20 protein-coding genes are annotated in these 21,717 nt (G+C 69.5%); 13 read left to right on the forward strand and 7 right to left on the reverse strand.

Annotated features, from left to right (window positions below):
- A complete protein-coding gene (locus tag VGL85_RS15890) occupies window positions 1-2,037 on the forward strand; it encodes a M13 family metallopeptidase (protein ID WP_331589937.1) in 2,037 nt (678 codons plus the stop codon).
- 63 nt (window positions 2,038-2,100) lie between these two features.
- Window positions 2,101-2,232 (forward strand): hypothetical protein, encoded by a 132-nt coding sequence (locus VGL85_RS15895; protein WP_331589938.1) that lies wholly within the window; start codon window positions 2,101-2,103, stop codon window positions 2,230-2,232.
- On the opposite strand, the gene VGL85_RS15900 is transcribed toward VGL85_RS15895, so the two are convergent.
- Window positions 2,229-4,292, reverse strand: coding sequence for a phosphocholine-specific phospholipase C (locus tag VGL85_RS15900; protein WP_331589939.1), 2,064 nt, complete (start codon window positions 4,290-4,292; stop codon window positions 2,229-2,231). The genes VGL85_RS15895 and VGL85_RS15900 overlap by 4 nt on opposite strands.
- A gap of 154 nt (window positions 4,293-4,446) precedes the next feature.
- Between VGL85_RS15900 and VGL85_RS15905 the strand changes: the two genes are divergently transcribed.
- The 5 genes from VGL85_RS15905 to VGL85_RS15925 are packed head-to-tail and all read left to right on the forward strand — an operon-like array spanning window position 4,447 to window position 8,697.
- Window positions 4,447-6,030 carry an OprO/OprP family phosphate-selective porin gene (locus VGL85_RS15905; RefSeq protein ID WP_331589940.1) on the forward strand — a complete coding sequence of 528 codons (1,584 nt, stop codon included), beginning with the start codon at window positions 4,447-4,449 and terminating at the stop codon, window positions 6,028-6,030.
- A gap of 57 nt (window positions 6,031-6,087) precedes the next feature.
- Window positions 6,088-6,846 (forward strand): molybdate ABC transporter substrate-binding protein, encoded by a 759-nt coding sequence (modA, locus tag VGL85_RS15910; RefSeq protein WP_331589941.1) that lies wholly within the window; start codon window positions 6,088-6,090, stop codon window positions 6,844-6,846.
- 47 nt (window positions 6,847-6,893) lie between these two features.
- Window positions 6,894-7,547: a molybdate ABC transporter permease subunit gene (modB, locus tag VGL85_RS15915; RefSeq protein ID WP_331589942.1), complete on the forward strand. Its 654-nt coding sequence runs from the start codon at window positions 6,894-6,896 to the stop codon at window positions 7,545-7,547.
- Window positions 7,544-8,290 carry a molybdenum ABC transporter ATP-binding protein gene (locus VGL85_RS15920; RefSeq protein WP_331589943.1) on the forward strand — a complete coding sequence of 249 codons (747 nt, stop codon included), beginning with the start codon at window positions 7,544-7,546 and terminating at the stop codon, window positions 8,288-8,290. Before modB ends, VGL85_RS15920 begins: the two co-directional genes overlap by 4 nt.
- Window positions 8,287-8,697, forward strand: coding sequence for a DUF1801 domain-containing protein (locus tag VGL85_RS15925; RefSeq protein WP_331589944.1), 411 nt, complete (start codon window positions 8,287-8,289; stop codon window positions 8,695-8,697). Before VGL85_RS15920 ends, VGL85_RS15925 begins: the two co-directional genes overlap by 4 nt.
- Here VGL85_RS15925 and VGL85_RS15930 read toward each other — a convergent pair.
- Both VGL85_RS15930 and VGL85_RS15935 read right to left on the reverse strand, forming a co-directional pair.
- Window positions 8,694-10,067 carry a peptide MFS transporter gene (locus tag VGL85_RS15930; RefSeq protein WP_331589945.1) on the reverse strand — a complete coding sequence of 458 codons (1,374 nt, stop codon included), beginning with the start codon at window positions 10,065-10,067 and terminating at the stop codon, window positions 8,694-8,696. The genes VGL85_RS15925 and VGL85_RS15930 overlap by 4 nt on opposite strands.
- A 70-nt stretch (window positions 10,068-10,137) precedes the next feature.
- Complete coding sequence (locus VGL85_RS15935; protein WP_331589946.1) at window positions 10,138-12,258, reverse strand: TonB-dependent receptor; 2,121 nt, start codon at window positions 12,256-12,258, stop codon at window positions 10,138-10,140.
- Between the two features lie 142 nt (window positions 12,259-12,400).
- Here VGL85_RS15935 and VGL85_RS15940 point away from each other — a divergent pair, with 142 nt between their 5' ends.
- The 5 genes from VGL85_RS15940 (at window position 12,401) to VGL85_RS15960 (ending at window position 16,957) form a co-directional block, all read left to right on the forward strand.
- Window positions 12,401-12,874 (forward strand): iron-sulfur cluster assembly scaffold protein, encoded by a 474-nt coding sequence (locus VGL85_RS15940; protein ID WP_331589996.1) that lies wholly within the window; start codon window positions 12,401-12,403, stop codon window positions 12,872-12,874.
- A gap of 55 nt (window positions 12,875-12,929) precedes the next feature.
- Window positions 12,930-13,205 carry a membrane protein insertion efficiency factor YidD gene (gene yidD, locus VGL85_RS15945; RefSeq protein WP_331589947.1) on the forward strand — a complete coding sequence of 92 codons (276 nt, stop codon included), beginning with the start codon at window positions 12,930-12,932 and terminating at the stop codon, window positions 13,203-13,205.
- Complete coding sequence (thrS, locus tag VGL85_RS15950) at window positions 13,202-15,157, forward strand: threonine--tRNA ligase (protein WP_331589948.1); 1,956 nt, start codon at window positions 13,202-13,204, stop codon at window positions 15,155-15,157. The genes yidD and thrS overlap by 4 nt, the downstream gene beginning before the upstream one ends.
- Complete coding sequence (locus VGL85_RS15955) at window positions 15,157-16,107, forward strand: glycosyltransferase family 2 protein (RefSeq protein ID WP_331589949.1); 951 nt, start codon at window positions 15,157-15,159, stop codon at window positions 16,105-16,107. The genes thrS and VGL85_RS15955 overlap by 1 nt, the downstream gene beginning before the upstream one ends.
- 70 nt (window positions 16,108-16,177) lie before the next feature.
- Window positions 16,178-16,957 (forward strand): class I SAM-dependent methyltransferase, encoded by a 780-nt coding sequence (locus VGL85_RS15960; protein WP_331589951.1) that lies wholly within the window; start codon window positions 16,178-16,180, stop codon window positions 16,955-16,957.
- Here the strand turns inward: VGL85_RS15960 and VGL85_RS15965 are convergent.
- Genes VGL85_RS15965 through VGL85_RS15975 form a run of 3 tightly spaced genes read right to left on the reverse strand, consistent with a single transcriptional unit; the run spans window position 16,954 to window position 20,401 of the window.
- Window positions 16,954-17,739: a hypothetical protein gene (locus tag VGL85_RS15965; RefSeq protein WP_331589952.1), complete on the reverse strand. Its 786-nt coding sequence runs from the start codon at window positions 17,737-17,739 to the stop codon at window positions 16,954-16,956. The two genes, VGL85_RS15960 and VGL85_RS15965, sit on opposite strands and share 4 nt — an antisense overlap.
- A gap of 59 nt (window positions 17,740-17,798) precedes the next feature.
- On the reverse strand, window positions 17,799-18,704 hold the full coding sequence (locus VGL85_RS15970; RefSeq protein ID WP_331589953.1) for a hydroxymethylglutaryl-CoA lyase: 906 nt from the start codon (window positions 18,702-18,704) through the stop codon (window positions 17,799-17,801).
- A gap of 11 nt (window positions 18,705-18,715) precedes the next feature.
- Window positions 18,716-20,401, reverse strand: coding sequence for a glycosyltransferase family 39 protein (locus VGL85_RS15975; protein WP_331589954.1), 1,686 nt, complete (start codon window positions 20,399-20,401; stop codon window positions 18,716-18,718).
- Window positions 20,402-20,459: 58 nt separating this feature from the next.
- On the opposite strand from VGL85_RS15975, the gene VGL85_RS15980 reads away from it, so the two are divergent.
- Window positions 20,460-21,209 carry a glycosyltransferase gene (locus VGL85_RS15980; RefSeq protein ID WP_331589955.1) on the forward strand — a complete coding sequence of 250 codons (750 nt, stop codon included), beginning with the start codon at window positions 20,460-20,462 and terminating at the stop codon, window positions 21,207-21,209.
- A gap of 45 nt (window positions 21,210-21,254) precedes the next feature.
- On the opposite strand, the gene VGL85_RS15985 is transcribed toward VGL85_RS15980, so the two are convergent.
- The gene (locus VGL85_RS15985; RefSeq protein ID WP_331589956.1) at window positions 21,255-21,680 is read right to left on the reverse strand and encodes a nuclear transport factor 2 family protein; all 426 of its coding nucleotides are present in this window, start codon (window positions 21,678-21,680) and stop codon (window positions 21,255-21,257) included.
- Between the last annotated feature and the right edge of the window lie 37 nt (window positions 21,681-21,717).

Raw genomic sequence — 21,717 nt, forward strand, 5'->3', positions numbered from 1 at the left:
GTGAGCGTGAGGACGTGGGTGCTGGCGGGCGTGGCCGTCGCAGCGATGGCGGGCGTCGGCTGGGGCGGAGCCGCCGCCGGCAAGGCGAAATTCGGGACCTGGGGCTACGACGCCACCTCGATGGATGCGTCGGTCAAGCCCGGCGACGACTTCTTCCGCTACGTGAACGGGGCCTGGCTGAAGCGCACGCAGATCGCGCCTGACAAGACCGCCGCCGGCGTCGACCAGACACTGTCCGACGAGGCCGAGCGGCAGGTGCGCGAGATCGTCGAGCGCCTGGCCAAGGATCCGACAAAGGCAGGCCCCGGCGGCCAGCGGGTCGGCGACTTCTACGCCGCCTGGATGGACGAGAAAGGGATCGAGGCGCGCGGCACGGCGCCGCTGAAACCCTACCTCGCCCGGATCGCGGCGGTGACGTCCAAGGCTGGCGTCGCCAAGCTGTTCGCCGAGACCGGCTATGAGAGCCCGGTCAACATCGGGATCAATCCCGACCTCGACAATCCGAACGTCTATGTGGTGGGCGTGGACCAGGGCGGCCTGGGGCTGCCCAACCGCGACTACTACCTGCGCGAGGGGGCCAAGTACGACACCTTCCGCAAGGCCTATCGGGACTACGTCGTCAAGATCCAGACCCTGGCCGGGATCAAGAACGCCGCGGCCAAGGCCGACGCGATCATCGCGCTGGAGCACAAGATCGCCGAGGCGCACTGGGCCCCGGAACGCACCCGCGACATCGAGCAGATCAACAATCCGATGACGGTCGAGAAGCTGCAGGCGCTGGCGCCGCAGTTCCCGTGGGCGGCGATGATGGCCCACTCGGGCCTGGGCGCGCCGAAGAAGGTGCTGGTGGTCGAGCCCAGCGAGGTGAAGGCCGCGGGCGACCTTTTCGCCTCGACGCCGCTTTCGGTGTGGAAGGACTATCTCGCCTACCACTTCGTCCGCACCCATGCGCAGTACCTGCCGCACGCCTTCGACCAGGCGACCTTCGACTTCTATTCCAAGACCCTGCGGGACGTGCCGCAGCAGCGCGAACGCTGGAAGCGCGGCGTCCAGCTGGTCAACCGCGACCTGGGCGAAGAGGTGGGCCGCATCTATGTGGCCGAGCATTTCCCGCCGGAAGCCGAGCGCCAGACCGCCGAACTGGTCGCCAACCTGACCACGGCCTATGGCGAGCGCTTCAAGTCCGCCGCCTGGATGGATGAGCCGACGCGGAAGGCCGCCCTGGTCAAGCTCGGCACCTTCGACCCGCGTCTGGGCCACCCGAAGAAATGGATCGACTATTCCAAGCTGAAGGTCTCGCGCACCGACCTTCTCGGCGACGCGGTGCGCGCCGAGCAGTTCGAGTGGAACCTGGAGCTCAGCCGCTATCCGAAGCCAGTGGACAAGGGCCTCTGGAACATGGTCCCGCAGGAGGTGAACGCCTACTACAACCCGCTCGCCAACCAGATCACCTTCCCCGCCGCGATCCTGCAGCCGCCCTATTTCGACCCGGGCGCCGATCCGGCCGCCAACTATGGTGGCGAGGGCGGAGTGATCGGCCACGAGATGGGCCACGGCTTCGACGACGAGGGCCGCCACTTCGACGAGACCGGCAAGGTCCGCGACTGGTGGACGGCCGACGCGGCCAAGGCCTTCGGCGCGCGCGCCGCCATGCTGGGCAAGCAGTTCGACAGCTACGAGCCGGTGCCCGGCGTGCACATCAACGGCAAGCTGACCATGGGCGAGAATCTGGGCGACCTGGGCGGGCTGGAAGCCGCCTACGCCGCCTGGCGGCGCTATGTGGCCCAGCACGGCGAACCGGCGGTGATCGACGGCTTCACCGGCGACCAGAGGTTCTTCATCGCCTACGCCCAGTCCTGGCAGACCAAGACCCGCGAAGGCGCGCTGCGCCAGCAGTTGCTGACCAATCCGCACAGCCCGGCCGAGTACCGGGTGAACGGCATCGTGCGCAATGTCGACGCCTGGTACGCCGCCTTCAACGTCAAGCCGGGGGACAAGATGTACCTGCCGCCGGACCAGCGGGTTCACATCTGGTAGCGCCTCAGGTCGCGACAGAACCTATCGTAGTACGATACGTTTGCCTCCTGTAAGGAGGTTCCCATGACCCTACCCAAAGGCCTGCGCAGTCCCATCGACATCGGTGTGGTGATCTTGCCGGTGCTGATCTTCATCGGCATCTGCTTTGCGGTGTTCCGCGCCGTGCTGGACCTGGCCCAGATGCCGCCGGGTTAGGTCTGGCGTCCCAGCAAGGGGTCCGACAGGCTGGCCCGTCCATCCTCGCCGTGGCCGGCGAAGCGGCGGCCGAAGCTGGGCGCCTCGGCGCAGGTGACTGAAAGGTCGTACCAGTGATGGCTGGCCTTCAGGTCCCAGGCGTCGGTGACCTCGGCGCCGGCCGCCAGGCGATGCAGCCGGGCCGGCGCCTCGGAATAGGCGTTGGGCTTCACGTCGAGGGTGAGCGGCGTCCTGCCGGCGTTCCTGAGGGTGACCATCAGCTTGCCGGCCTTGGGGTCGAATCGCGCCCAGGCCTCGGCGCCTGAGGCCCCCGCCTCGCCGCGGAAGCCGCGTAGGAAACCGTTGGGACCATAGAGCGTCAGGTCATAGCGCCCCTCGGCCGGCGCGAGGTCGACGAGGCGCTTGCCGGCCTCCACCGCATAGTAGCGGGGCTCGCCGCCGCGTGGGCTGCGCAGGTCGAAGGCCGCGCCGGCCGCGCCGGTGTTGATGAGCGTCAGCTCAAGCCCGTCCGGCTTCACGGCGCTCGCCACCTCGAAGGCGTAGGGCAGGGGCCGCGCCGGCCGCTGGCCCGGCTCCTGGCGGGGATGCGGCTCGGGGACTTGCGGAACGGTCGGCTGCGGCAGGGTGGCCTTGGCCTTGGCCGCGCGCGCCGGCAGGCCTGAGGCGTCGGGCAGCTTCTGGACCGCACGGTTCGGGGTCTTGAAGTCGAACAGGCTGGTGAGGTCGCCGGTCACCGCGCGCCGCCAGGGCGAGATCTGCGGCTCCATCACTCCGAAGCGCGCTTCCAGGAAGCGGATCACCGAGGTGTGGTCGTGGAGTTGGGAATTGACGTAGCCGCCCTTGCTCCAGGGCGAGACCACCAGCAGAGGCACGCGGGGGCCCAGCCCCACCGGCTCGCCGTGATAGTCCTCGTGGTCGGTGGCAACGGTGCTCTTTCCGACGGCGACTCCGACCGGCGGGATCGGCGGCGGCATGTGGTCGAAGAAGCCGTCGTTCTCGTCGTAGTTCAGGATGAAGACGGTCTTGGCCCAGACCTTGGGGTTGGAGGCCAGGGCCTCGATCATCCTGGCGGTGAAGTAGGCGCCGTCCGAGGGCGCCGCCTGCGGGTGCTCGGAGAGCTTGTAGTTGGTGACGATCCAGCAAACCTGAGGAAGCTTGTCGGCGGCCACGTCCTTCTTGAACTCGGCGATCAGGTGGTCGCCGTCGCTCTCCTTGGCGTTCTCCTTGGTGGAGCCCGGCGACCAGGCGCGGCCGCGCTGGTAGAGGATCGAGTCCGGGCCGATGCCGCGGAAGTTGACGAAGTAGGCCAGGCCGTTGTCGCCGTAGTTCTCGTATTCCTGGTAGACCTTCCAGGAGACGCCGGCCGCTTGCAGCCGCTCGGCGTAGGTGGGCCAGTTCACCCCTTTGAACTTCGGGGAGTCCTCGGCCGGGTTCGCGTTGTTGTTGGTCTCCTCCGGTGGATTGGCGACGACGTAGCGGGTGTCGTTTCCGGCCGAGAGCCCGCTGGTCCCCGAAAAGAGGAACATGCGGTTCGGATTGGTCGGGCCGAAGATCGAGCAGTGGTAGGCGTCGCAGATCGTGAAGGCGTCGGCGAGCGCATAGTAGAAGGGCAGGTCCGCGCGGGTGAAATAGCCCATGGTCAGCGGCGTCTTGGTGGGGACCCAGGCGTCGTAGTGCTTCCAGCGGGCGTGGCTGCCCTTCCAGCTGTGGTCCAGGTCGCGCATGGTCTCGGCGCGGGTCGTTCCGGTGTCGAGATGGAAGGGGCTGACAGCGCCGTCGCCCTCTTTCTCCGGCTGGTTCCAGACGCTGTGGCCGCTGGGCAGGTCTATGACCCGTGGGTCGCCATAGCCGCGCACGCCGCGCAGCGTGCCGAAGTAGTGGTCGAAGCTGCGGTTCTCCTGCATCAGGATCACCACGTGCTGGACGTCGCGGATGGTCCCGGAGACCCGCGCGGCCGGCAACGCCAGAGCTTCGCGCACCCCCGGCGGCAGGGCGGCCCCGCCCACCGCGCCCGCCGCCAACTGAAGGAACCGCCTGCGCCCGCCGCCCCGATCCGTCACCACGCCCTCCTCAGATGCCAAGTCCCACCATCTCGCGATCGGACAATAGCTGATCTGTGACGCATCGCCGATTATCTGACGGGTGAATTCCTATAAAATAGATAGAGTTTTAAAACGCGCGCCCGGCGATGGCTATGCGGAAGGACCTCAAGGGATGCGCTCCAAGACTCTCATCCTCGCCGCCGCGAGCCTGGGCCTGGCGGCGACCGCCGCCCCGGCGAAACCCGCGACGCCGCCCGCGCCCGACCCGCGCGACGCCGAGATCCAGGCCCTGAAGGACGAGGTCAAGGTCCTGGAGACCAAGGTCGATGCGCTGGAGGCGCGGGCCGCCCAGGCCGCCACGCCACCTGCCGCGCCGCCGGTGGTCCAGACCCCCGCCCCGCCGTCCTTCCCGACCGCTGGCGGGGCGACCATCGTGGCCGGGCGTCCGTCGATCGCCAGCGCCGACGGCCGCTTCACCGCCAACCTGCACGCGCTGATGCAGCTCGACGCCGCCGACTACGCCCAGGCGACGCCCGGCCCGGTCGCCAGCGATTTACGGCGCGGCGCAGCGGCCGCCGACACCGCCCATGCCCGCGACCTGAGCTCCGGCAGCGATTTCCGCCGCGCCCGCTTCGGGGTGGACGGCCGCGCCTTCGGCGACTGGGACTACAACCTCCTCCTGGAATTCGGCGGGGCGGGCGAGGAGGACGCCGGCCACGTGCAGGAACTCTGGGTCCAGTACTCGGGCCTGAGGCCCTTCCACGTCCGCATCGGCGCCTTCGCCCCCTCGCTGGGCCTCGAGGATCAGGGCTCGACCAGCGGCTCGCTGTTCCTGGAGCGGCCAGCGGCGGCCGACATCGCCCGCGGCGTGGCCGGCGGCGACTTCCGTGAAGGCGCCGAGGTCTGGGGCGGCACGGACTGGTGGTATGTCAACGCCGCGGTCACCGGCCGGGTGGTCGGCGTCGTGAACTCCCAAGCCACCGGCGTCGCCCAGCCCTTCGACGCCCCCTTAGGCTTCCTCGGCCGCCTCGGCTTGCTGCCGGTCCACACCGGTCTCGCCATGCTGGAAGTCGGCGTCCACAGCTCCTACGTCGAGCGGCCGGCCGACACCGGCGGGCCGGATACGCCGGCCGGCGCCGCGCGCTATGCCATAACCCTGCAGGAGCGGCCGGAGCTGCGGGTCGACGGCACGCGGCTGATCTCCACCGGCGGCCTCGACGCCCGGCATCTGACCGAGGTTGGGTTCGAGCTGTCGGGCGAACTCGGCCCGCTGTTCCTGCAGAGCGAGTACGAGCGCTTCAGGCTCGAGCGGCTGGATCCCGTGGCCGGCGCCGCCGACCCCAGCTTCCACGGCTACTATGTGGAGGGCTCCTACATCCTCACGGGCGAACGGCGGCGGTTCAACACCGCCACCTGGGCCTGGGACGCCCCGTCGGTCGACCATCCGTTCAGCTGGCGGGACGGGACCTGGGGCGCGCTGGAGGCGGCGCTGCGCTATTCCGACGTCGACCTCAACGATCACCCCGGCGCGCCGGGGACCGCGCCCGGCCGCGGCGCTGTGCGCGGCGGCGACCAGCGGATCTGGTCGGGCGGCCTCAACTGGCATCCGAACAGCTTCGTGAAGTTGATGCTGGACTATCAGGACGTGCGGATCGACCGCCTGTCGCCGTCGGCCACGACCTTCTCGACGCCGGTGGGCGCGCAGATCGGCCAGCACTACCACGTGGTCGCGCTGCGCTCGCAGTTCGCCTTCTAGACCCCCGCCGGCTGGTCTATCGTTCGGCAAGGCTGATGCCGAACGCTGGCGGAGACGATGATGACCACGAGACGGCTGATCGGGCTGGCGCTCATCGGGACGGTCGTGCTTTTCGGCTCGTCCGAGGCCTGGGCCGCCGACACCCAGGTCGCCGTGGCCGCCAATTTCACCGAGCCGGCCAAGGCGATCGCCCAGGCCTTCAAGGCCGCCACCGGCCACACCGCCAGCCTCAGCTTCGGCTCGTCCGGTCAGTTCTACGCCCAGATGTCCCACGGGGCGCCGTTCGAGGTCTTCCTCTCCGCGGACACCGAGCGGCCGGCCGCGGCCGAGCGCGAGGGCCTGGGCGTGGCCGGCACCCGCTTCACCTATGCGGTGGGCAAGCTGGTGCTCTATTCGAAGACACCGGGACTGGTCGACAGCGCGGGCGCGGTGCTGAAGGGTGGGAAGTTCGCCAAGCTGGCCATCGCCGACCCCGCCACGGCGCCCTACGGGACCGCCGCCGTCCAGACGCTCACCAAGCTCGGCCTCTATGAGGCGCTGAAGCCGAAGATCGTCCAGGGCTCGTCCATCGCCCAGGCCTACCAGTTCACCGAGACCGGGGCGGCCGAGCTGGGCTTCGTGGCCCTTTCGCAGGTGGTCAATGTGCGGGGTGGATCGCACTGGATCGTGCCCGACGCCGATCACGCGCCCATCGCCCAGCAGGCGATCCTGATGCAGCCGGGCCGCGACAGCGTCGCCGCCAAGGCCTTCCTGGCCTTCCTGAAAGGCCCGCAGGCCGTGGCGATCATCAAGAAGTACGGCTACGACGTCCGATAGGCTCAGGTCAGGGGAGCGGCGAACTGGACGTCGAACTCAGCGAAGTCGTGACAACGACGCTCAGGCTCGCGGGCCTGACGACGGTCCTGTTGCTGCTTGTCGCCACGCCGATCGCCTGGTGGCTGGCGCGCCGCCGCGCCTGGTGGAAGGAGGCGGTCGCCGCCCTGGTGACCCTGCCGATCATCCTGCCGCCCTCGGTGCTGGGCTTCTACCTGCTGATCGCGATCGCGCCGCAGAGCCCGCTGATGGCCCTCCTGCATCCCTTCGGCGTCCGCACGCTGGCTTTCACGTTCGAGGGCCTGGTGGTGGGCTCGATGGTCTATTCCCTGCCGTTCGCCGTGCAGCCGATCAGGAACGCCTTCGAGGCCATGGGCCCCAGGCCGATGGAGGTGGCCGCCACCCTGCGGGCCGGGCCGCTGGATGCTTTCGCGACCGTCGCCCTGCCGCTGGCGCGGCGCGGGTTCCTGACCGCCGCCATCCTGGTCTTCGCCCACACCATCGGCGAGTTCGGGGTAGTGCTGATGATCGGCGGCGGCATCCCCGGCAAGACCGAGGTGATCTCGGTGCGCATCTACCAGCTCGTGGAGAACCTGCAGTACGGCGACGCGCACCGCCTGGCGGCCGCGGTGGCGGTGTTCGCCTTCGCCGCCCTGCTGGCGCTGCTGCTGCTCGACCGGCGGATCGACGAGGCGGTGAAGTGAGCCACCAGGGCGACAGCGGGGTCGCCGGCAGGTTCTCCGGCGCGCTGGGCGGCTTCCGCCTGGACGCCGATTTCGCCTTTCCGGGCGAGGGAATCACCGCGCTTTCCGGCCCCTCGGGCTCGGGCAAGACCACCCTGCTGCGCGCCATCGCGGGCCTGGCGCGGTTCGAGGGCCGCCTCATGGTGGGTGGCGAGGTCTGGCAGGACGCCGGGACTTTCGTGCCGACGCATCGCCGGGCCGTGGGCGTGGTGTTCCAGGAGGCCAGCCTGCTGCCGCACCTCAGCGTGCGCGGCAACCTGGCCTATGGTTCGCGCCGGGCGAAGGGCGAGGGCGGCCTCGCCGATGCGGTCGACCTGCTGGGCCTTGGCGCCTTGATGGACCGCCGCCCGGCCGGCCTTTCCGGCGGCGAGCGGCAGCGCGCAGCCCTGGCCCGCGCCCTCGTCACCCAACCCCGCCTGCTGCTGCTGGACGAGCCGCTGGCCAGCCTGGACGCCGCCGCCAAGGCCGAAATCCTGCCCTACCTGGAACGCGTCCATCGCAGCCTGAAGGTCCCGGCGCTCTATGTGACCCATGACCGCGGCGAGATCGCCCGCCTGGCCGACCGGGTGCTGCACATGCAGGGCGGACGGATCGTCACCGCGCCGCCAGCCGCCGAACCGAGCCTCGCCGGCCTGGACGCCGCCGCGCGCGACGCCCTGGCGCTGGCGGCGTTGCGCGCCGGTCTGGGAGATAGCGCGCCATGACCGAGACCCCGAAACTGCTGTCCCGCGGCCAGCTCAGCATCGTCAACGGCGAGGGCGACGACGCGGTGCAGGCCTATATCGCCGTCATGCCCGGCTGGAGGGCCGACGTCTGCCGCCGGCTCGACCGCATCGTCACCCGCACCGCGCCCGACCTGCGCAAGGCGGTGAAATGGGACGCGCCGATCTATGGCCGCGCCGGTGGCCGCAGCTGGTTCCTCAGCATCACCGGCTACGAGAACCTGGTGCGGGTCGCGTTCTTCGACGGCGCCGTGCTGCGCCCGCCGCCGCTTGGGACGACCAAGATCAGGGACGTGCGCTACTACGACATCCACGAAGGCGGGCTCGATGAGGCGCAGTTCGCCGGCTGGGTCGAACAGGCCGCCGTCCTGCCCGGCTGGGCGCCCTAAACCTGAGCCTCGAACGCCCGGGCGTAGCGCAGGCCGATCACCAGGAAGATCAGCCCGCCCAGGGTCACCACCGCCGCATGCAGGGCCCAGAAGCCGCTGGCCGGCAGGGTCTCGTAGAGCGAACCCATCCGCCCGCTGATGATGCTGCCCGCAAAGACCGCGAGGTTGTAGACCCCGATCATCGCCCCGGTCAGCGCCCTGGGCGCCGCCTTGGCGTAGAAGCCGGTGACCGTGGGCGTGAAGTAGAGCCAGCCCAGGTTCGACGAGAGGTGGAAGAGCACCGCCCAGGCGAGCGGCGTCTTGCCGTGGCTGTCGGTGATCAGGCCCGCGCTGGCCAGCAGCATCGTCGAGGCGCCGAAGATGAAGCAGCCGATGGCGATCTTGATGAAGTCGGTCGGCTCGCGCCCGCGCGCCGCTTGCCAGCGCCAGAACAGCAGCATCGGCGGCAGGCAGATGAACGGCGACAGCCCGTCCAGCGACTGCAGCCAGGGCACCGGCACGGTGAAGCCGCCCACCTGCAGCTCGATGTGGTCACGGACCCAGAGGTTGTAGGTGTTCCAGACCTGGCTCTGGGCGATCCAGAACAGCGCCGCCACCGGCACCAGGGCCGTCAGGCGCCAGACCACGCGGGTTTCCGATGGCGTCAGGGCGACGGGCTTGGCGCCGCGGGGCCGGGGCGCATGGGCGGGGAGCTGGCCTTGGCCGATCAGGTAGACGATCAGGCCGGTCAGCATGCCGACACCGGCAAAGCCGAACGCGAAATGCCAGCCATAGGCCGCGCCCAGCGCTCCGCTCACCAGGGGCGCGATGAAGGCTCCGAAGTTGATCATCGAGGCATAGAGCTGGAAGGCGACGCCGCGGCGCCGGTCGTCGGGGTCGTAGAGCTCGCTGACCTGCGGCACCAGGTTGCCGCGGAAGATGCCGGCCCCGAAGATCAGCAGCAGCAGCGCCAGCAGGAACGACTGGTCGAAGGCCATGCAGAAGTGGCCGGCGGTCATCAGCACGGCGCCCAGGGTGACGCCGCGCCGGCGCCCCAGCACCTGGTCGCCCAGCCAGCCGCCGAGCGCCGGGGTGATATAGACGCAGGCCACATAGAGGCCGAAGACCTGGGTCGCCAGGCCCTGGACGGTGAGATGGCCGAACACCGCCTCCACCGCCGCGCGAAAGCCCGCGAAGCCCACGATCTGTTCGACCCGGCCCGGCTTGAACAGCTGCTCGGCCATGTAGAGGGTCAGCAGCGCCTGCATCCCGTGGAAGGAGATGCGGTCCCAAAGCTCGGTTCCGGCCAGGACGAACAGCCCGCGCGGGTGGCCGAACAATTCGCCCTTCGGCGCCGTCGCGACCTTGGTCTCGCCCGTGATCGCGCTCATGCGGCCTCCCCGAACCGCACGACGCTAGGGGAAGGCGGCCGTCTGGCAAGGGGACAAATTCGCCCGGGGGTCAGAACGCTTTGGTCAGTCCGCCGAAGAACCCGCGCCGGGGGCCGAACTGCGGCGCGCCGACGCCGATGCCGGTGCCGTCGCGGATCTCATATTCCTTGTCGAAGACGTTGATGATGTCGAAGCGCGCGGTGATCCGGCCGACCGCCGGCAGGGTGAACGTCTCCGACGAGGTCAGGTTGACCTGGGTGTAGTTCGGAACCCGATCGCCGTTCGGAACGGCGCCGTCCTTGCGCAGGCCCGAGCCGAAGAGGGCGTCGAAGCCCACCCGCGGACCGCCTTCGATCTGGTAGTCGGCGCCGAACGAGGCGGTGATCGACTGGTCGTGGTCCAGATAGATGAAGTGGTCCTGGATGAAGGCCAGGTCGCCCGGGTCGAAGTTGAACTGGCTGGAGATGATGTCCTTCCCCTGGGCCTTGGAGAACGACAGGTTGCCGTAGGCGCTGAATGGGCCGTGCGCATAGTTGGCGGTGAGTTCGACGCCGCGCGCGAAGCCCTTGGCATAGTTGAAGGGGGTCAGGATGATCGGCGCGCCGAACTGGCCCTCGTCGATCAGGTTCTTGGCCTCCTTGTCGTAGGCGGCGATGCCCACGATCAGGCTGCCGAACAGCTTCTGCTGCGCGCCCACGTCGTAGTAGTTGTCGCGCTCGGAGCGGGGCAGGTCGTTCTCAGTCCCCGGCTGCTCGGCGCTGGTGCCGACGAACTTGGCCACGGCGGTCGAGGCGATCAACTCGAACGGCGGTGGGGTGAAGTACCTGGAATAGCCGGCGTGGAAGGTGGTCCCATCCATCGGCTTCCAGACCAGGTTCACCCGCGGCGAAAGCTGGTTCTCGTGGCGGAAGCTGTCGAGCTGGTCGAAGCGCAGGCCGTAGTTCAGGGTCACCGTTTCGAGCAGCTTCCACTCGTCCTCCAGGTAGGCGGAATAGGTCCAGGCCGTCGCCTTGCTGTTATCGACGACGGTGACCGGCCCGGCGCCGATCTGGGCGCCGCTGTCGTCCACATTGAACACCTGCGAGTTGGTCTTGCTGGTGGAATGGTCCGTCGAGATGATTACCCCGCCGCGCAGGGTGTGGGCGTCGGTGAGCTTGTAGACGCCTTCGAGCTGGGTCCCGAAGCTGAGGTCGGTCTTGCCGGCCGCCTGGGCAATGCCGTTGAACAGCAGTTCGCCGGTGACATCGGGCGTATATCTGAGGTCCGAATATCGGGTGAAAAACGACGCCTGGCCGGTGAACTTGTCGGTAGTCTTCTGGTAGCTGACGATGGCGTAGCTGGTGCCTTCGCGTTGGCGCTCGTTGAGGTTCTGCGACGGGAAGGCGGTGATCCCGTTGACGCTGAAGCCGGTATCCGGCTGCAGGCCGGACGAGTTGGGCAGCTGGAAGGTCTCCTGGCTGGTGCCGGCGATCAGCGAGACCCGGCTGGTCTCGTCGATGATGTGGTCGAGGAAGCCGAAGGCCTGGTACTGGTCGGAATGGTCGTGGATCGGCGTGCCGCGGCCGTCCGGGCTCTCGATGCCAACGTCGGTGCCGGTGTAGCTGCCGGAGAAGAAGCCGCTGGTGGCGCCGGACGTGCCGCCGTACTCGATCGACGGCTCGATCATCCCGTGGCTGCCGCCGTAGAGGCTCACCTCGCCGCCGTTCTGGAAGCCGGACTTGGTGGTGATGTTGACGATGCCGGCGGTGCGCAGGCCGTACTGGGCCGGCAGGGCGCCGGTGATCAGGTCGATGTTGCTGGCCAGCCTGGGCGACAGGGCCTGGCCGAACACCGACAGGCCCTCCGGCAGGACGACGTTGTTCAGCCGGTACTGGATGTTGGCGTGGTCGCCGCGGATGTGCAGCTGGCCGAAGCTGTCCTGCGCCGCGCCCGGCGCCTGCAGGATCACCTGGTTCAGTTCGGTGTTGGCGCCGCTCGGCAGGTTGTTGATGAAGGCCTCCGGCATCGAATAGCTGGTGGCGCCAAGCTGCGGTTCGACCTCGGAGCGCGCGGCGTCGAGCCGCTGGGCGGTGACCACGATCTCGGAGACCTGGCTTTGGGATGCGGCGGGCGCCGGCGCCTGCTGGGCGGACGTGGGGTGGGCGAGGACGGACAGGCTCGCGGCGGCGAGCCAGAGATTGCGCTGGGGCATGGAAATCCTGTCGGGAGCCGTGAGGCGTCTCGGTTGGGGGTGGACGTGGACGTCCCGCGCGGTAGAGGGATGTGTTATGATATATCATTACGGAGTCAATATGGGATTTGACTCCGCCGCCCGCGGCGCCGATCTAGGGGCGGTGATCGACGACCTCTACTCGGCGAAACTGCTCAAGCTCGCGGCGAACCTGCCGCGGGTCGGGCGCCTCAGCGCGCCCGACGCCAGCGTCGAGAAGGTGGCCAAGCTGTGTGGCAGCCGGGTGGTGGTGGACGTGGTGGTGGCCGACGGCCGGGTCGCCGACTTCGCCCAGGACGTGAAGGCCTGCGCGCTGGGCCAGGCCGCCGCCTCGGTGCTGGGCGCCCATGTGATCGGCGCCAGCCTGGACGAGCTGGAAGTGACCCGTAACCAGTTTCGCGCTATGCTGAAGGCGGGCGGACCTGCGCCCGACGGACGTTTCTCGGACCTGGCCATGCTCGCGCCTGTGAAGGACTACCCGGCCCGCCACGCCTCGACGCTGCTCGCGTTTGAGGCGGTGACCGAGGCTGTCCGCACGGCCATCGGCCTCGCTCCCGACACCACCGGTGGGCGAACTAGCCCCGCCGGCGCAGCTTGATCCTCCGCTGGGCGCAGCGTAATCGCTGGCCCGACTGCGGAAGACCGAAGCCGGCATGACCCTCTACGAACGCTGCGTCAGGGCGCTGCTGCGCGCCTACAAGCTGACGCTTTCGCCGCTGATCGGGCGGTCGTGCCGGTTCGTTCCGACCTGCTCGGAATACGCCGCCGAAGCCCTGATCGGCCACGGCCCGTGGCGCGGGAGTGCTCTCGCCGCCAAGAGGCTGTGCCGTTGTCATCCCTGGAGCGGCAAATCGGGTTACGACCCGGTTCCGCCCCCGCGCCGAAAGGGGCCAAGCGGCCCGGCGCGCAAGTGGACCTGTGAGACATGATCGACCTGATTTTCCCCGACGGCTCCAAACGCCAGTACGACGACGGCGTGACGGGCAAGGCCGTGGCCGCCTCCATCGCCCCCTCGCTCGCCAAGCGCGCCGCGCTCATCAAGCTGGACGGCGAGCTGCTGGACGTGGACCGGCCGCTTTCCAAGGGCGGCCATTTCGAGATCCTCTCCCGCGACGCCCGCGAAGCGCTGGAGACCCTGCGCCACGACACCAGCCACGTGATGGCTGAGGCGGTGCAGGAGCTGTTCCCCGGCACCCAGGTGACCATCGGCCCGTCGATCGAGGACGGCTTCTACTACGACTTCGCGCGCGACGAGCCGTTCAGCCTCGACGACCTGGCGGCCATCGAGCAGCGGATGAAGGAGATCGTCGACCGCGACGAGCCCATCGCCCGCGAGGTCTGGAAGCGCGACGACGCCATCGCCCACTTCAAGGGGATCGGCGAAGTCTACAAGGCCGAGATCATCGAGGGCATCCCGGCCGGCGAGGAGGTTTCGGTCTATCGCCAGGGGAACTGGAAGGACCTCTGCCGCGGGCCGCATTTCCCCTCGACGAAGTTCGTCGGCAAGGCCTTCCGGCTGACCAAGCTGGCCGGCGCCTACTGGCGGGGCGATCACCGCAACGCCCAGCTGCAGCGCATCTACGGCACGGCCTGGGCGTCGGATGAGGAACTGGCCGCCTACCTGCACCGCATCGAGGAGGCCGAGAAGCGCGACCACCGCAAGATCGGCCGGGCCATGGACCTCTTCCACCTGCAGGAAGAGGCCAAGGGGATGATCTTCTGGCACCCCAAGGGTTGGACCCTGTTCCGCACGGTGGAGAGCTACATGCGCCGCCGGCTGGACGACGACGGCTATGTGGAGGTCAAGGCGCCCCAGCTCATGGACCGCGAGCTGTGGGAGAAGTCCGGCCACTGGCAGAAGTTCGGCCACGCCATGTTCACCTGCCAGACGGAGGAGGACGAGGTCCTGGCGGTGAAGCCGATGAACTGCCCGGGCCACGTGCAGATCTTCAACTATGGCCAGAAGTCCTACCGCGACCTGCCGCTGCGCATGGCCGAGTTCGGCGCCTGCCACCGCTATGAGCCGTCCGGCGCCCTGCACGGCATCTTCCGGGTGCGCGCCTTCACCCAGGACGACGCCCACATCTTCTGCCGCGAGGACCAGATCGAGGCGGAGTCGACGAAGTTCGTCCGCCTGCTGGAGAGCGTCTACCGCGACTGCGGCCTGGAGCTGCACGCGGTAAAGCTGGCGCTGCGGCCCGAGCTTCGTTTCGGCGACGACGCGGTCTGGGACGTGGCCGAGAAGAAGCTGGAGCGCGCCGCCTTGGCCGCCGGCATCCCGCAGGTGGAGATGCTGCCGGGCGAGGGCGCCTTCTACGGGCCCAAGCTGGAATTCCACCTGCGCGACGCCATCGGCCGCACCTGGCAGTGCGGCACCCTGCAACTCGACTACGTCCTGCCGGAGCGCCTCGACGCCGAATATGTGGCCGAGGACGGCTCCAAGCAGCGGCCGGTCATGCTGCACCGGGCGATCTGCGGTTCGCTGGAGCGCTTCATCGGGGTGATGATCGAGAACTACGCCGGGGCCTTCCCGCTCTGGTTGGCTCCCGTTCAGGTGACGGTGGCCACAATCACCTCCGACGCCGATGACTACGCCCGCCAGGTGGCGGCGGAGCTCAAGGCCAAGGGGCTGCGGGTGGAAACGGACCTGCGCAACGAGAAGATCAACCTGAAGATCCGCGAGCACAGCCTTGCGAAGGTTCCGGTGATCGCCGTGGTCGGCCGCAGGGAGGCGGAGGAGCGCCGCGTCGCCTTGCGCCGCCTGGGCTCCGACGGGCAGGAGATCCTCGACCTCGCGGAGGCCGCGAACCGGCTTGCCAGCCAGGCCAACCCACCCGATCTTGCCCGCAGCGCCGAAACCCGCGGCGTCCAGGAGAGCTGATGAACGGCGCCGCCGGACCCATCGCCGCCCCAGAGGTCGCCAACGACTCCGCGCCCGCGCCGGCCTTCCTGGCCGCCCAGCGCCGGGTCTCGGTGATCATGGTGGTCTACATGACCGGGGCGGCGCTCGGCGAAAGCATCGCCTGCGCGCTCCGCGACCCGATGGTGACCGAGCTGATGATCGTCGACAACGGCTCGACCGCCGACGACCTCATCTACCTGCGCGCCCTGGCCGAGCGGGACGGCCGCGTCGTCCTCAGGACCGGCCACGGCAACGTCGGCTTCGCGCGCGGCGCCAACCTGGGCGCGCGGGCCGCCACCGGCGAGGTGCTGATCTTCCTCAACCCGGACGCTTTCCTGCAACCGGGCTGCGTGGCCGAACTGGTGGGCGAGATCGAGGAGCGGCCGGTGCCGACCCTGGTGGGCGGCCGGGTGCTGAACGCCGACCGCACCGAGCAGCGCGGCGCGCGGCGCGGCGAGATCACCCCGATGACCGCGCTGATGTCGCTGAGCGGACTGGCGCGCCGGACGCCGGCCTGGAAGCGCTTCGAGGTGCACTGGGAGAACGAAGCCCTGCCGGAGCACGCGGTGCCGGCGCCGACGGTCTCCGGCGCCTGCTTCTGCATGCGGCGCGCGGACTTCGACCGCGTCGAAGGCTTCGACGAGGGCTATTTCCTGCATGTGGAGGACGTGGACCTCTGCTGGCGAGTGCGCCGGGCCGGCGGTCAGGTGCTGTTCCATCCGCGCGCCGAGGTGGTTCACCTGGGCCACACCAGCCTGACCAACCCGATCCGGGTGGAGTTCCACAAGGGCGTCGGCCTGGCGCGCTATTTCCGCAAGCGGGCCAAGGGCGTGGGCCAGCGGCTGGTGGCCTGGACCCTGTCACCGGTGGTGGTGGTGGCCGCGATCGTGCGTCCGCTGCTCTGGCGCTTCCGGGGCCGCGCCAACTAGGCGCGCGCGAACCGGTTCGCCCATGCGCTCTCCTTTCGTGCGTCGTCTGGCGGGCTGGGCCCCTCCGGCCGTGCGCCGGACCCTGGCGGGCGCGCTCACCGACCTGAAGAGCCTGCCTCACCGTCTCGCCGATCCTGCGCGCCGCGCCGAGCCCTGGGCCTTCGTGCACAACGTCGGCGACGGCGACTTCGTGGCCGTGGGCCGGCAGCTCGTGCGCCACCTCACCGACCACGCGGGCCTGAAGCCGTCGGACCGGGTGCTGGACATCGGCTGCGGCAACGGACGGGTGGCCGAGCCGCTCGCCGATCTGTTGGGAATAGGCGGTGGTGGCTATCTCGGCTTCGACATCTCCCGCGCCGGGATCGCCGCCTGCCGCCGCCGGTTCCGCGGCCGGGCCCACATGGGTTTCGAGCACCTGGACGTCTGGAACGGCGAATACAACATGGGCGGCAAGCTGGCGGAGGCTGAGGTGGTCTTCCCCGCCGCCGACGCCAGCATCGACCTGGCCTTCGCCACCTCGGTCTTCACCCACATGCGGATGCCGGCGATGCGCCGCTATCTGGCGGAAGGCGCGCGGGTGCTGAAACCCGGCGGGCGGTTCGCCTTCACGGCCTTTGCGCTGTCGCCTGGGCGCGAGGCTTCGGAGGTGTTCGCCTTCGAGCCGTTCGACGCGACCTCCAAGGTGATCGACCCGCGCTACCCCGAACGCGCCATCGGCCACTGGCGCCCGGCCATCGAGGCGGCGGTCGCCGAGGCGGGCCTGACGCTGCGGACCAGCCTCGCCGGCCTATGGGCGCCGCCAGCCGACTACGACGGCGGCCAGGATCTGTTCGTGGCGGTGAAGGCCTAGGACGGCGCAACGCGGGCGCTCAGCCAGAAACGGCCGGCAATGATCCCGCCGACTTTGGGCTCGGTTCGCAAGGTCGAGGTGTCCATGACCACGTCCAGGGTCGCGCCATCGTAGGTCTGGACCACGGCCCAGACGAAGTCATGCTTCCCGCTGGCGACGTTTGCGCGATGGCCGATCTTCAGCACCTTGCCCGCGAAATCGGCGTAGGCCACCGGGCGCCTGGCGTCATTCGCCATGGCGCCTCCGGCCCGCTCGAAGAACGAGCCGCTGGGGATGAAATAGTTCGCTGCGAGCCGGACCTTGGAGTTGGCCTTGGTCTGCGCCGCATAGAATGCGGCTTCATCGGGAAAGACGTCGGGCTCGAAACTGAAGGCGGCGATGTCGACGGTGAGCTTCGCCCCGGGTTTGAACGCCGCCGCCTGAGTGGGATCGGCAAGATCGAGGATGAGAGGTGTCTGTTCTCCAGCGAAGCGGGCGGCCACGCCGATCTCGAACGGCGCGAAGTCTGGGTCCGAGTTGTCAGCGACGACCTCGATGCTCGTTCGACCTTCTCCCGAGAATCCCGGGTTGATCGTGATGATGTCGGCGGCCTGGCCCTTGCGGCGTAGCGCGATCCGAAGGTCCGCACCGGAAGGGTCCGAAATAATGCACAAAACATCGGAGGGATTGAGTGGCGTGGCCTTGCAGGTCCGCATGAATTTGCCAGCCCACGGCCCGACCTCGGCGGACGACTCGATGGGGAAGTCGAAGCCAACCATCGAAAAGTGCGAAACCGCGAACATGTCTGCGTCCCCAACCCAGGGTCAGGCTAGTCGCCAAGGGCTGTAGGTGGAAGCCGCCGTCAGGCCTTAAGCGGAAACACCCCCGCGCGGCTGACCGAGGCGGCGGGGGGCTTGCAGAGGACGCCGGCCATCCACTTGGCCGTGTCGATCAGGCCGGGAAGGTCGTAGCCGGTCTCGTAGCCGGCGCGCTCCAGCATGTAGACCAGGTCCTCGGTGCCGATGTTGCCAGTGGCGTCGGGCGCGAAGGGGCAGCCGCCCAGGCCGCCGCAGCTGGCGTCCAGCACCTCGACGCCGGCCTCGACGCTGGCGAAGGCGTTGGCGAGGCCGGTGTTGCGGGTGTCGTGGAAGTGCATGCGCAGCCGCTGGTCGGGCGCTGCCGCCCGCGTGGCCTGGACGCGGCGTTTCACCAGCCAGGGGTCGGCGACGCCGATGGTGTCGGCGAGCGCGATCTCGGCCACGCCGGCTTCCGCCGCCGCTCGGACGATCCTCAGCACCTGGTCTTCCGAAACCTCGCCGTCGAAGGGGCAGCCGAAGGCCACCGAAATGGTCACGGTGATCGGCGGCCCGCCCTCAGCCTTTTGCCGCGCGGCGATGGCTTGCATGGCTGCGGTCTGCTCGGCGGCCGATGCGCCCTGGTTACGGATGCCGAAGCCGTCGGTGGCGCAGACCACCACATTGGCCTCGTCGCAGCCGGCTTCGACGCAGCGGTCCCAGCCGCGGGCGTTCAGCACCAGGCCGATGCGCGAGCGACCGGCGCGGTGCGGCAAGGCCTCGCTGATCTCCTCGGCGCCGGCCATCTGCGGCACGCGCTTGGGATTGACGAAGGAGACGGTCTCGATGCGCCGCGCGCCCGCGGCTTCCAGCCGGCCGATGAACTCCAGCTTCTGGTCGACCGCCAGCAGCGCCTTCTCGTTCTGCAGCCCATCCCGTGGGCCCACCTCGACGATTTCGATCCTTCGGCTCATGGCGCGGTTCCCTACGGCTGGCCGGGGGCGAGCGGACTGTTGGCGTCGGCCTGATAGATGCGCAGCGTCATCTTCTTCCCGTCGGAATAGTCCAGGCCGCCCACGGTCCCCACGATATGGGCGTGGGCATGATAGGCCGGAAGGGCCGCGCGGAAGGCGGCGTCCTGGCGCTGCTCCACCACGGCCGGGCGATGCTCGTAGATCGCCTGGGCGGCGTCCTGCGGTCCGGCGATCTCGGTGGGGGTGCCCAGCGCGAACACCAGGCTGGGCTCGGCGTAGCCGGTCACCGTCACCGGCGCGTCGGCGATGCCCTGGGACGGCAGCAGCTGCGCCCTGGCCATCACCTGCTCCACACGCTGGGAAAGCCACAGCGGATAGAGCCGCGGCGCAAGGCCCGCCGCCAGGATCCCATGGCCCAGCAAGCCGAAGCCCACCGCGACCGCTGCGGCCTGCGGCGGCGCCTTCCTGACCAGCATCCAGCCGCCGGCCAGCCCCGCCGCGGCGAGCGCCAGGGCGGCCGGGACGGCGGCGGCCAGGTCGCTCGGCGCGCCATAGGCCTTCACCAGATAGAAGGCCCCGCCGGCCAGCAGCACGCCGAACAGCCCGGCCAGCGCCGCGCCCGTCCAGCGGGTCTTGGCGCCGATCGGCTGGGCCAGGGCCGCGGCCGCCAGCCAGGCTGCCGCGCCGTACATCGGCAGGGTGTAGTGGACCAGCTTGGTCGGCAGGGCCTCGAACACCAGCCAGCTCGGGACCAGCCAGGCGATGGCGAAGCGCACCCCTGGCTCGCGCCAACGCCGCCAGGCGGTGACCGCAGCGGCCGGCAGCAGCAGGGTCATGGGGAACATCAGCACCGGGGCGAGCAGGGCGTAGTAGCCGGGCGGCGCGCCATGGGTCTCCTGACCGCCGGCCAGCTTGGGCGCCAGGTCGCCTCCGATCGCCTTGCTCCAAAAATTGCCGTCGGTGGCCACCGTGACTGCCCAGGCCCAGGGCCCGCAAACGGCGACCAGGATGATGATCCCCCAGCTCCAGTTCAGCCGGCCGAGCCAGCGGGCCTTTCGATCCAGGGCGATCAGGGCCAGGATGGTCAGCGCCGCCACCATCGGCCCGACCGGGCCCTTGTCGAGGGTGGCCAGCGCCATGCCGATCCAGAAGAACAACCACGCGCGCCGGCCGGCCAGTGGGCCGCCGTTGGCCTCGGCGTAGAGCCGCGCGAGCGCCGCCAGCGCCAGCGTCGTGGTTCCGCACAACACCGCGTCGGTCTTGGCGATCAAGGCCTCGGTCGACAGCATGAAGGTCGCGCTCAGCATCGCGCCCGCGAGCAGGCTGGCGGGGCGTCCGAAAAAGGCCGCAGCGCCCCAGGCGCAGGCCGCTGCCGCCAGCATGGCGCCCAGCAGGCTCGGGATCCGGTAGGCCCAGATCTGCCGGTCCTCGGGATTGGAGAAGGCCGCGACGCTCAGCGCCTGCAGCCAGTGGATGCCCACCGGCTTCTTGAACCTGGGCTCCTCCTGGAAGCGGATCACCGTGAAGTCGCGGCTCTCCAGCATCTGGGCGGTCGCCTGGGCGAAGCGGCTCTCGTCGCGGTCCAGCGGCGGCACGGCGATCAGGCCCGGCAGGCCGGCCAGGAAGGCGATCAGCGCCGCCAGCGCCGGCCCCCGCCAGCCGCGGCTCGCGCGGTCCAGTCCGTCCTCAAACCTCATGCGACTCGTTTAGCACGATCCTTTCCATCGCCGGCTTTTCCGCTATGGGAGGCCGGGCATGGCCCGATCCGCTGCCTCCAAACCTCCCGGAATCCCCGACATCTCGGTCGTCGTGCCCGTCTTCGACGAGGAGGGCGCCGCGCCGGCGCTCGCCCGCGAGATCGCCGCCGCCTTCAAGGGCCGCAATCACGAGATCATCTTCGTCGACGACGCCAGCCGCGACGGCACGCGCGCGGCGCTGAAGGGGCTCTCGGCCGAGATCCCGCAGCTGCGCGTGCTGGCCCATCGCAAGAATTCCGGCCAGAGCCGCGCCATCCGCTCGGGCATCCTGGGCGCGCACGGCGCGGTGATCGTCACCCTGGACGGCGACGGCCAGAACGATCCGGCCGACGGGCCCGCCCTGGTGGACGCGCTGATGGCCGGGCCGCCGGAGCTGGCCCTGGTCGGCGGCGAGCGGGTGAAGCGCCAGGACAGCGCCGCCAAGAAGGTCGCCTCGCGGATCGGCAACGGAGTGAGGAAACGCCTGCTCAAGGACACCGCCAACGACACCGGCTGCGGCCTGAAAGCCTTCCGCCGCGAGGCGTTCCTGCGGCTCCCCTACTTCGACCACATCCACCGCTATCTGCCGGCGCTCATGCAGCGCGAAGGATATCTGACGGCTTTTCTGCCCGTGAACCACCGCCACCGCCAGACCGGGGCGTCGAAGTACACCAACCTCGGCCGCCTGTGGGCCTCGCTGTCGGATCTCCAGGGCGTCATCTGGCTGCAGAGCCGCGCGCGCAATCCGGGCGGGGTGGACGAGGTCTAGGCGGCTAGGCGCCGCTTGCGCCGATGTCCACGACGATCGCGGGTTCTAGGCCGCCGCGCTCGCCGGCAGTTGGATCAGCGCCTCGAACCGCTCGCCCCGCCGTGCCGCCTGCAGGGGCGCGGTGTCGGTGTAGACCACCTCCTCGATGATCTTGCCGTCCTTCAGGGTCAGCTTGTCGACGCCGCCGAACGCCACCTCGCGGTCGCCGATCCGGTTGGTGGTCCGCCACTCGATGACGATGACGTCGCCGCGCCGCGTCCAGCCCACCAGGTTCCAGACCAGGTGCGGCGACTGTGCCTTGGTGAAGTCGTTGAGCGCGCCGATCTCGCGGCCCGCGATCACCCGGCCGGCGAACGGGTAGTGCAGCGTCCCGTGCGGATGCCACAGGGCGAGGAAGGCGCTGGCGTCCCGCGCGGCCCAGGCGGCGGCGAAGCGGTCGACGAAGTCTTGGGCGTCCTGGTCGGTCATCATCGGTGGCTCCTGTGTCAGGACCCGATCTAGGCTGGGC

It is taken from the genome of Phenylobacterium sp. (assembly GCF_036501465.1).
Taxonomy (GTDB): Bacteria; Pseudomonadota; Alphaproteobacteria; order Caulobacterales; family Caulobacteraceae; genus Phenylobacterium.

What these genes read in the sequence shown, in the direction of transcription:
- VGL85_RS15895 (WP_331589938.1), top strand. Translation starts at nt 2,101, where the DNA reads ATGACCCTACCCAAAGGCCTGCGCAGTCCCATCGACATCGGTGTGGTG.
- VGL85_RS15905 (WP_331589940.1), top strand. Translation starts at nt 4,447, where the DNA reads ATGCGCTCCAAGACTCTCATCCTCGCCGCCGCGAGCCTGGGCCTGGCG.
- modA (WP_331589941.1), top strand. Translation starts at nt 6,088, where the DNA reads ATGATGACCACGAGACGGCTGATCGGGCTGGCGCTCATCGGGACGGTC.
- VGL85_RS15925 (WP_331589944.1), top strand. Translation starts at nt 8,287, where the DNA reads ATGACCGAGACCCCGAAACTGCTGTCCCGCGGCCAGCTCAGCATCGTC.
- VGL85_RS15930 (WP_331589945.1), bottom strand. Translation starts at nt 10,067, where the DNA reads ATGAGCGCGATCACGGGCGAGACCAAGGTCGCGACGGCGCCGAAGGGC.
- VGL85_RS15935 (WP_331589946.1), bottom strand. Translation starts at nt 12,258, where the DNA reads ATGCCCCAGCGCAATCTCTGGCTCGCCGCCGCGAGCCTGTCCGTCCTC.
- yidD (WP_331589947.1), top strand. Translation starts at nt 12,930, where the DNA reads ATGACCCTCTACGAACGCTGCGTCAGGGCGCTGCTGCGCGCCTACAAG.
- thrS (WP_331589948.1), top strand. Translation starts at nt 13,202, where the DNA reads ATGATCGACCTGATTTTCCCCGACGGCTCCAAACGCCAGTACGACGAC.
- VGL85_RS15955 (WP_331589949.1), top strand. Translation starts at nt 15,157, where the DNA reads ATGAACGGCGCCGCCGGACCCATCGCCGCCCCAGAGGTCGCCAACGAC.
- VGL85_RS15965 (WP_331589952.1), bottom strand. Translation starts at nt 17,739, where the DNA reads ATGTTCGCGGTTTCGCACTTTTCGATGGTTGGCTTCGACTTCCCCATC.
- VGL85_RS15970 (WP_331589953.1), bottom strand. Translation starts at nt 18,704, where the DNA reads ATGAGCCGAAGGATCGAAATCGTCGAGGTGGGCCCACGGGATGGGCTG.
- VGL85_RS15975 (WP_331589954.1), bottom strand. Translation starts at nt 20,401, where the DNA reads ATGAGGTTTGAGGACGGACTGGACCGCGCGAGCCGCGGCTGGCGGGGG.
- VGL85_RS15980 (WP_331589955.1), top strand. Translation starts at nt 20,460, where the DNA reads ATGGCCCGATCCGCTGCCTCCAAACCTCCCGGAATCCCCGACATCTCG.
- VGL85_RS15985 (WP_331589956.1), bottom strand. Translation starts at nt 21,680, where the DNA reads ATGATGACCGACCAGGACGCCCAAGACTTCGTCGACCGCTTCGCCGCC.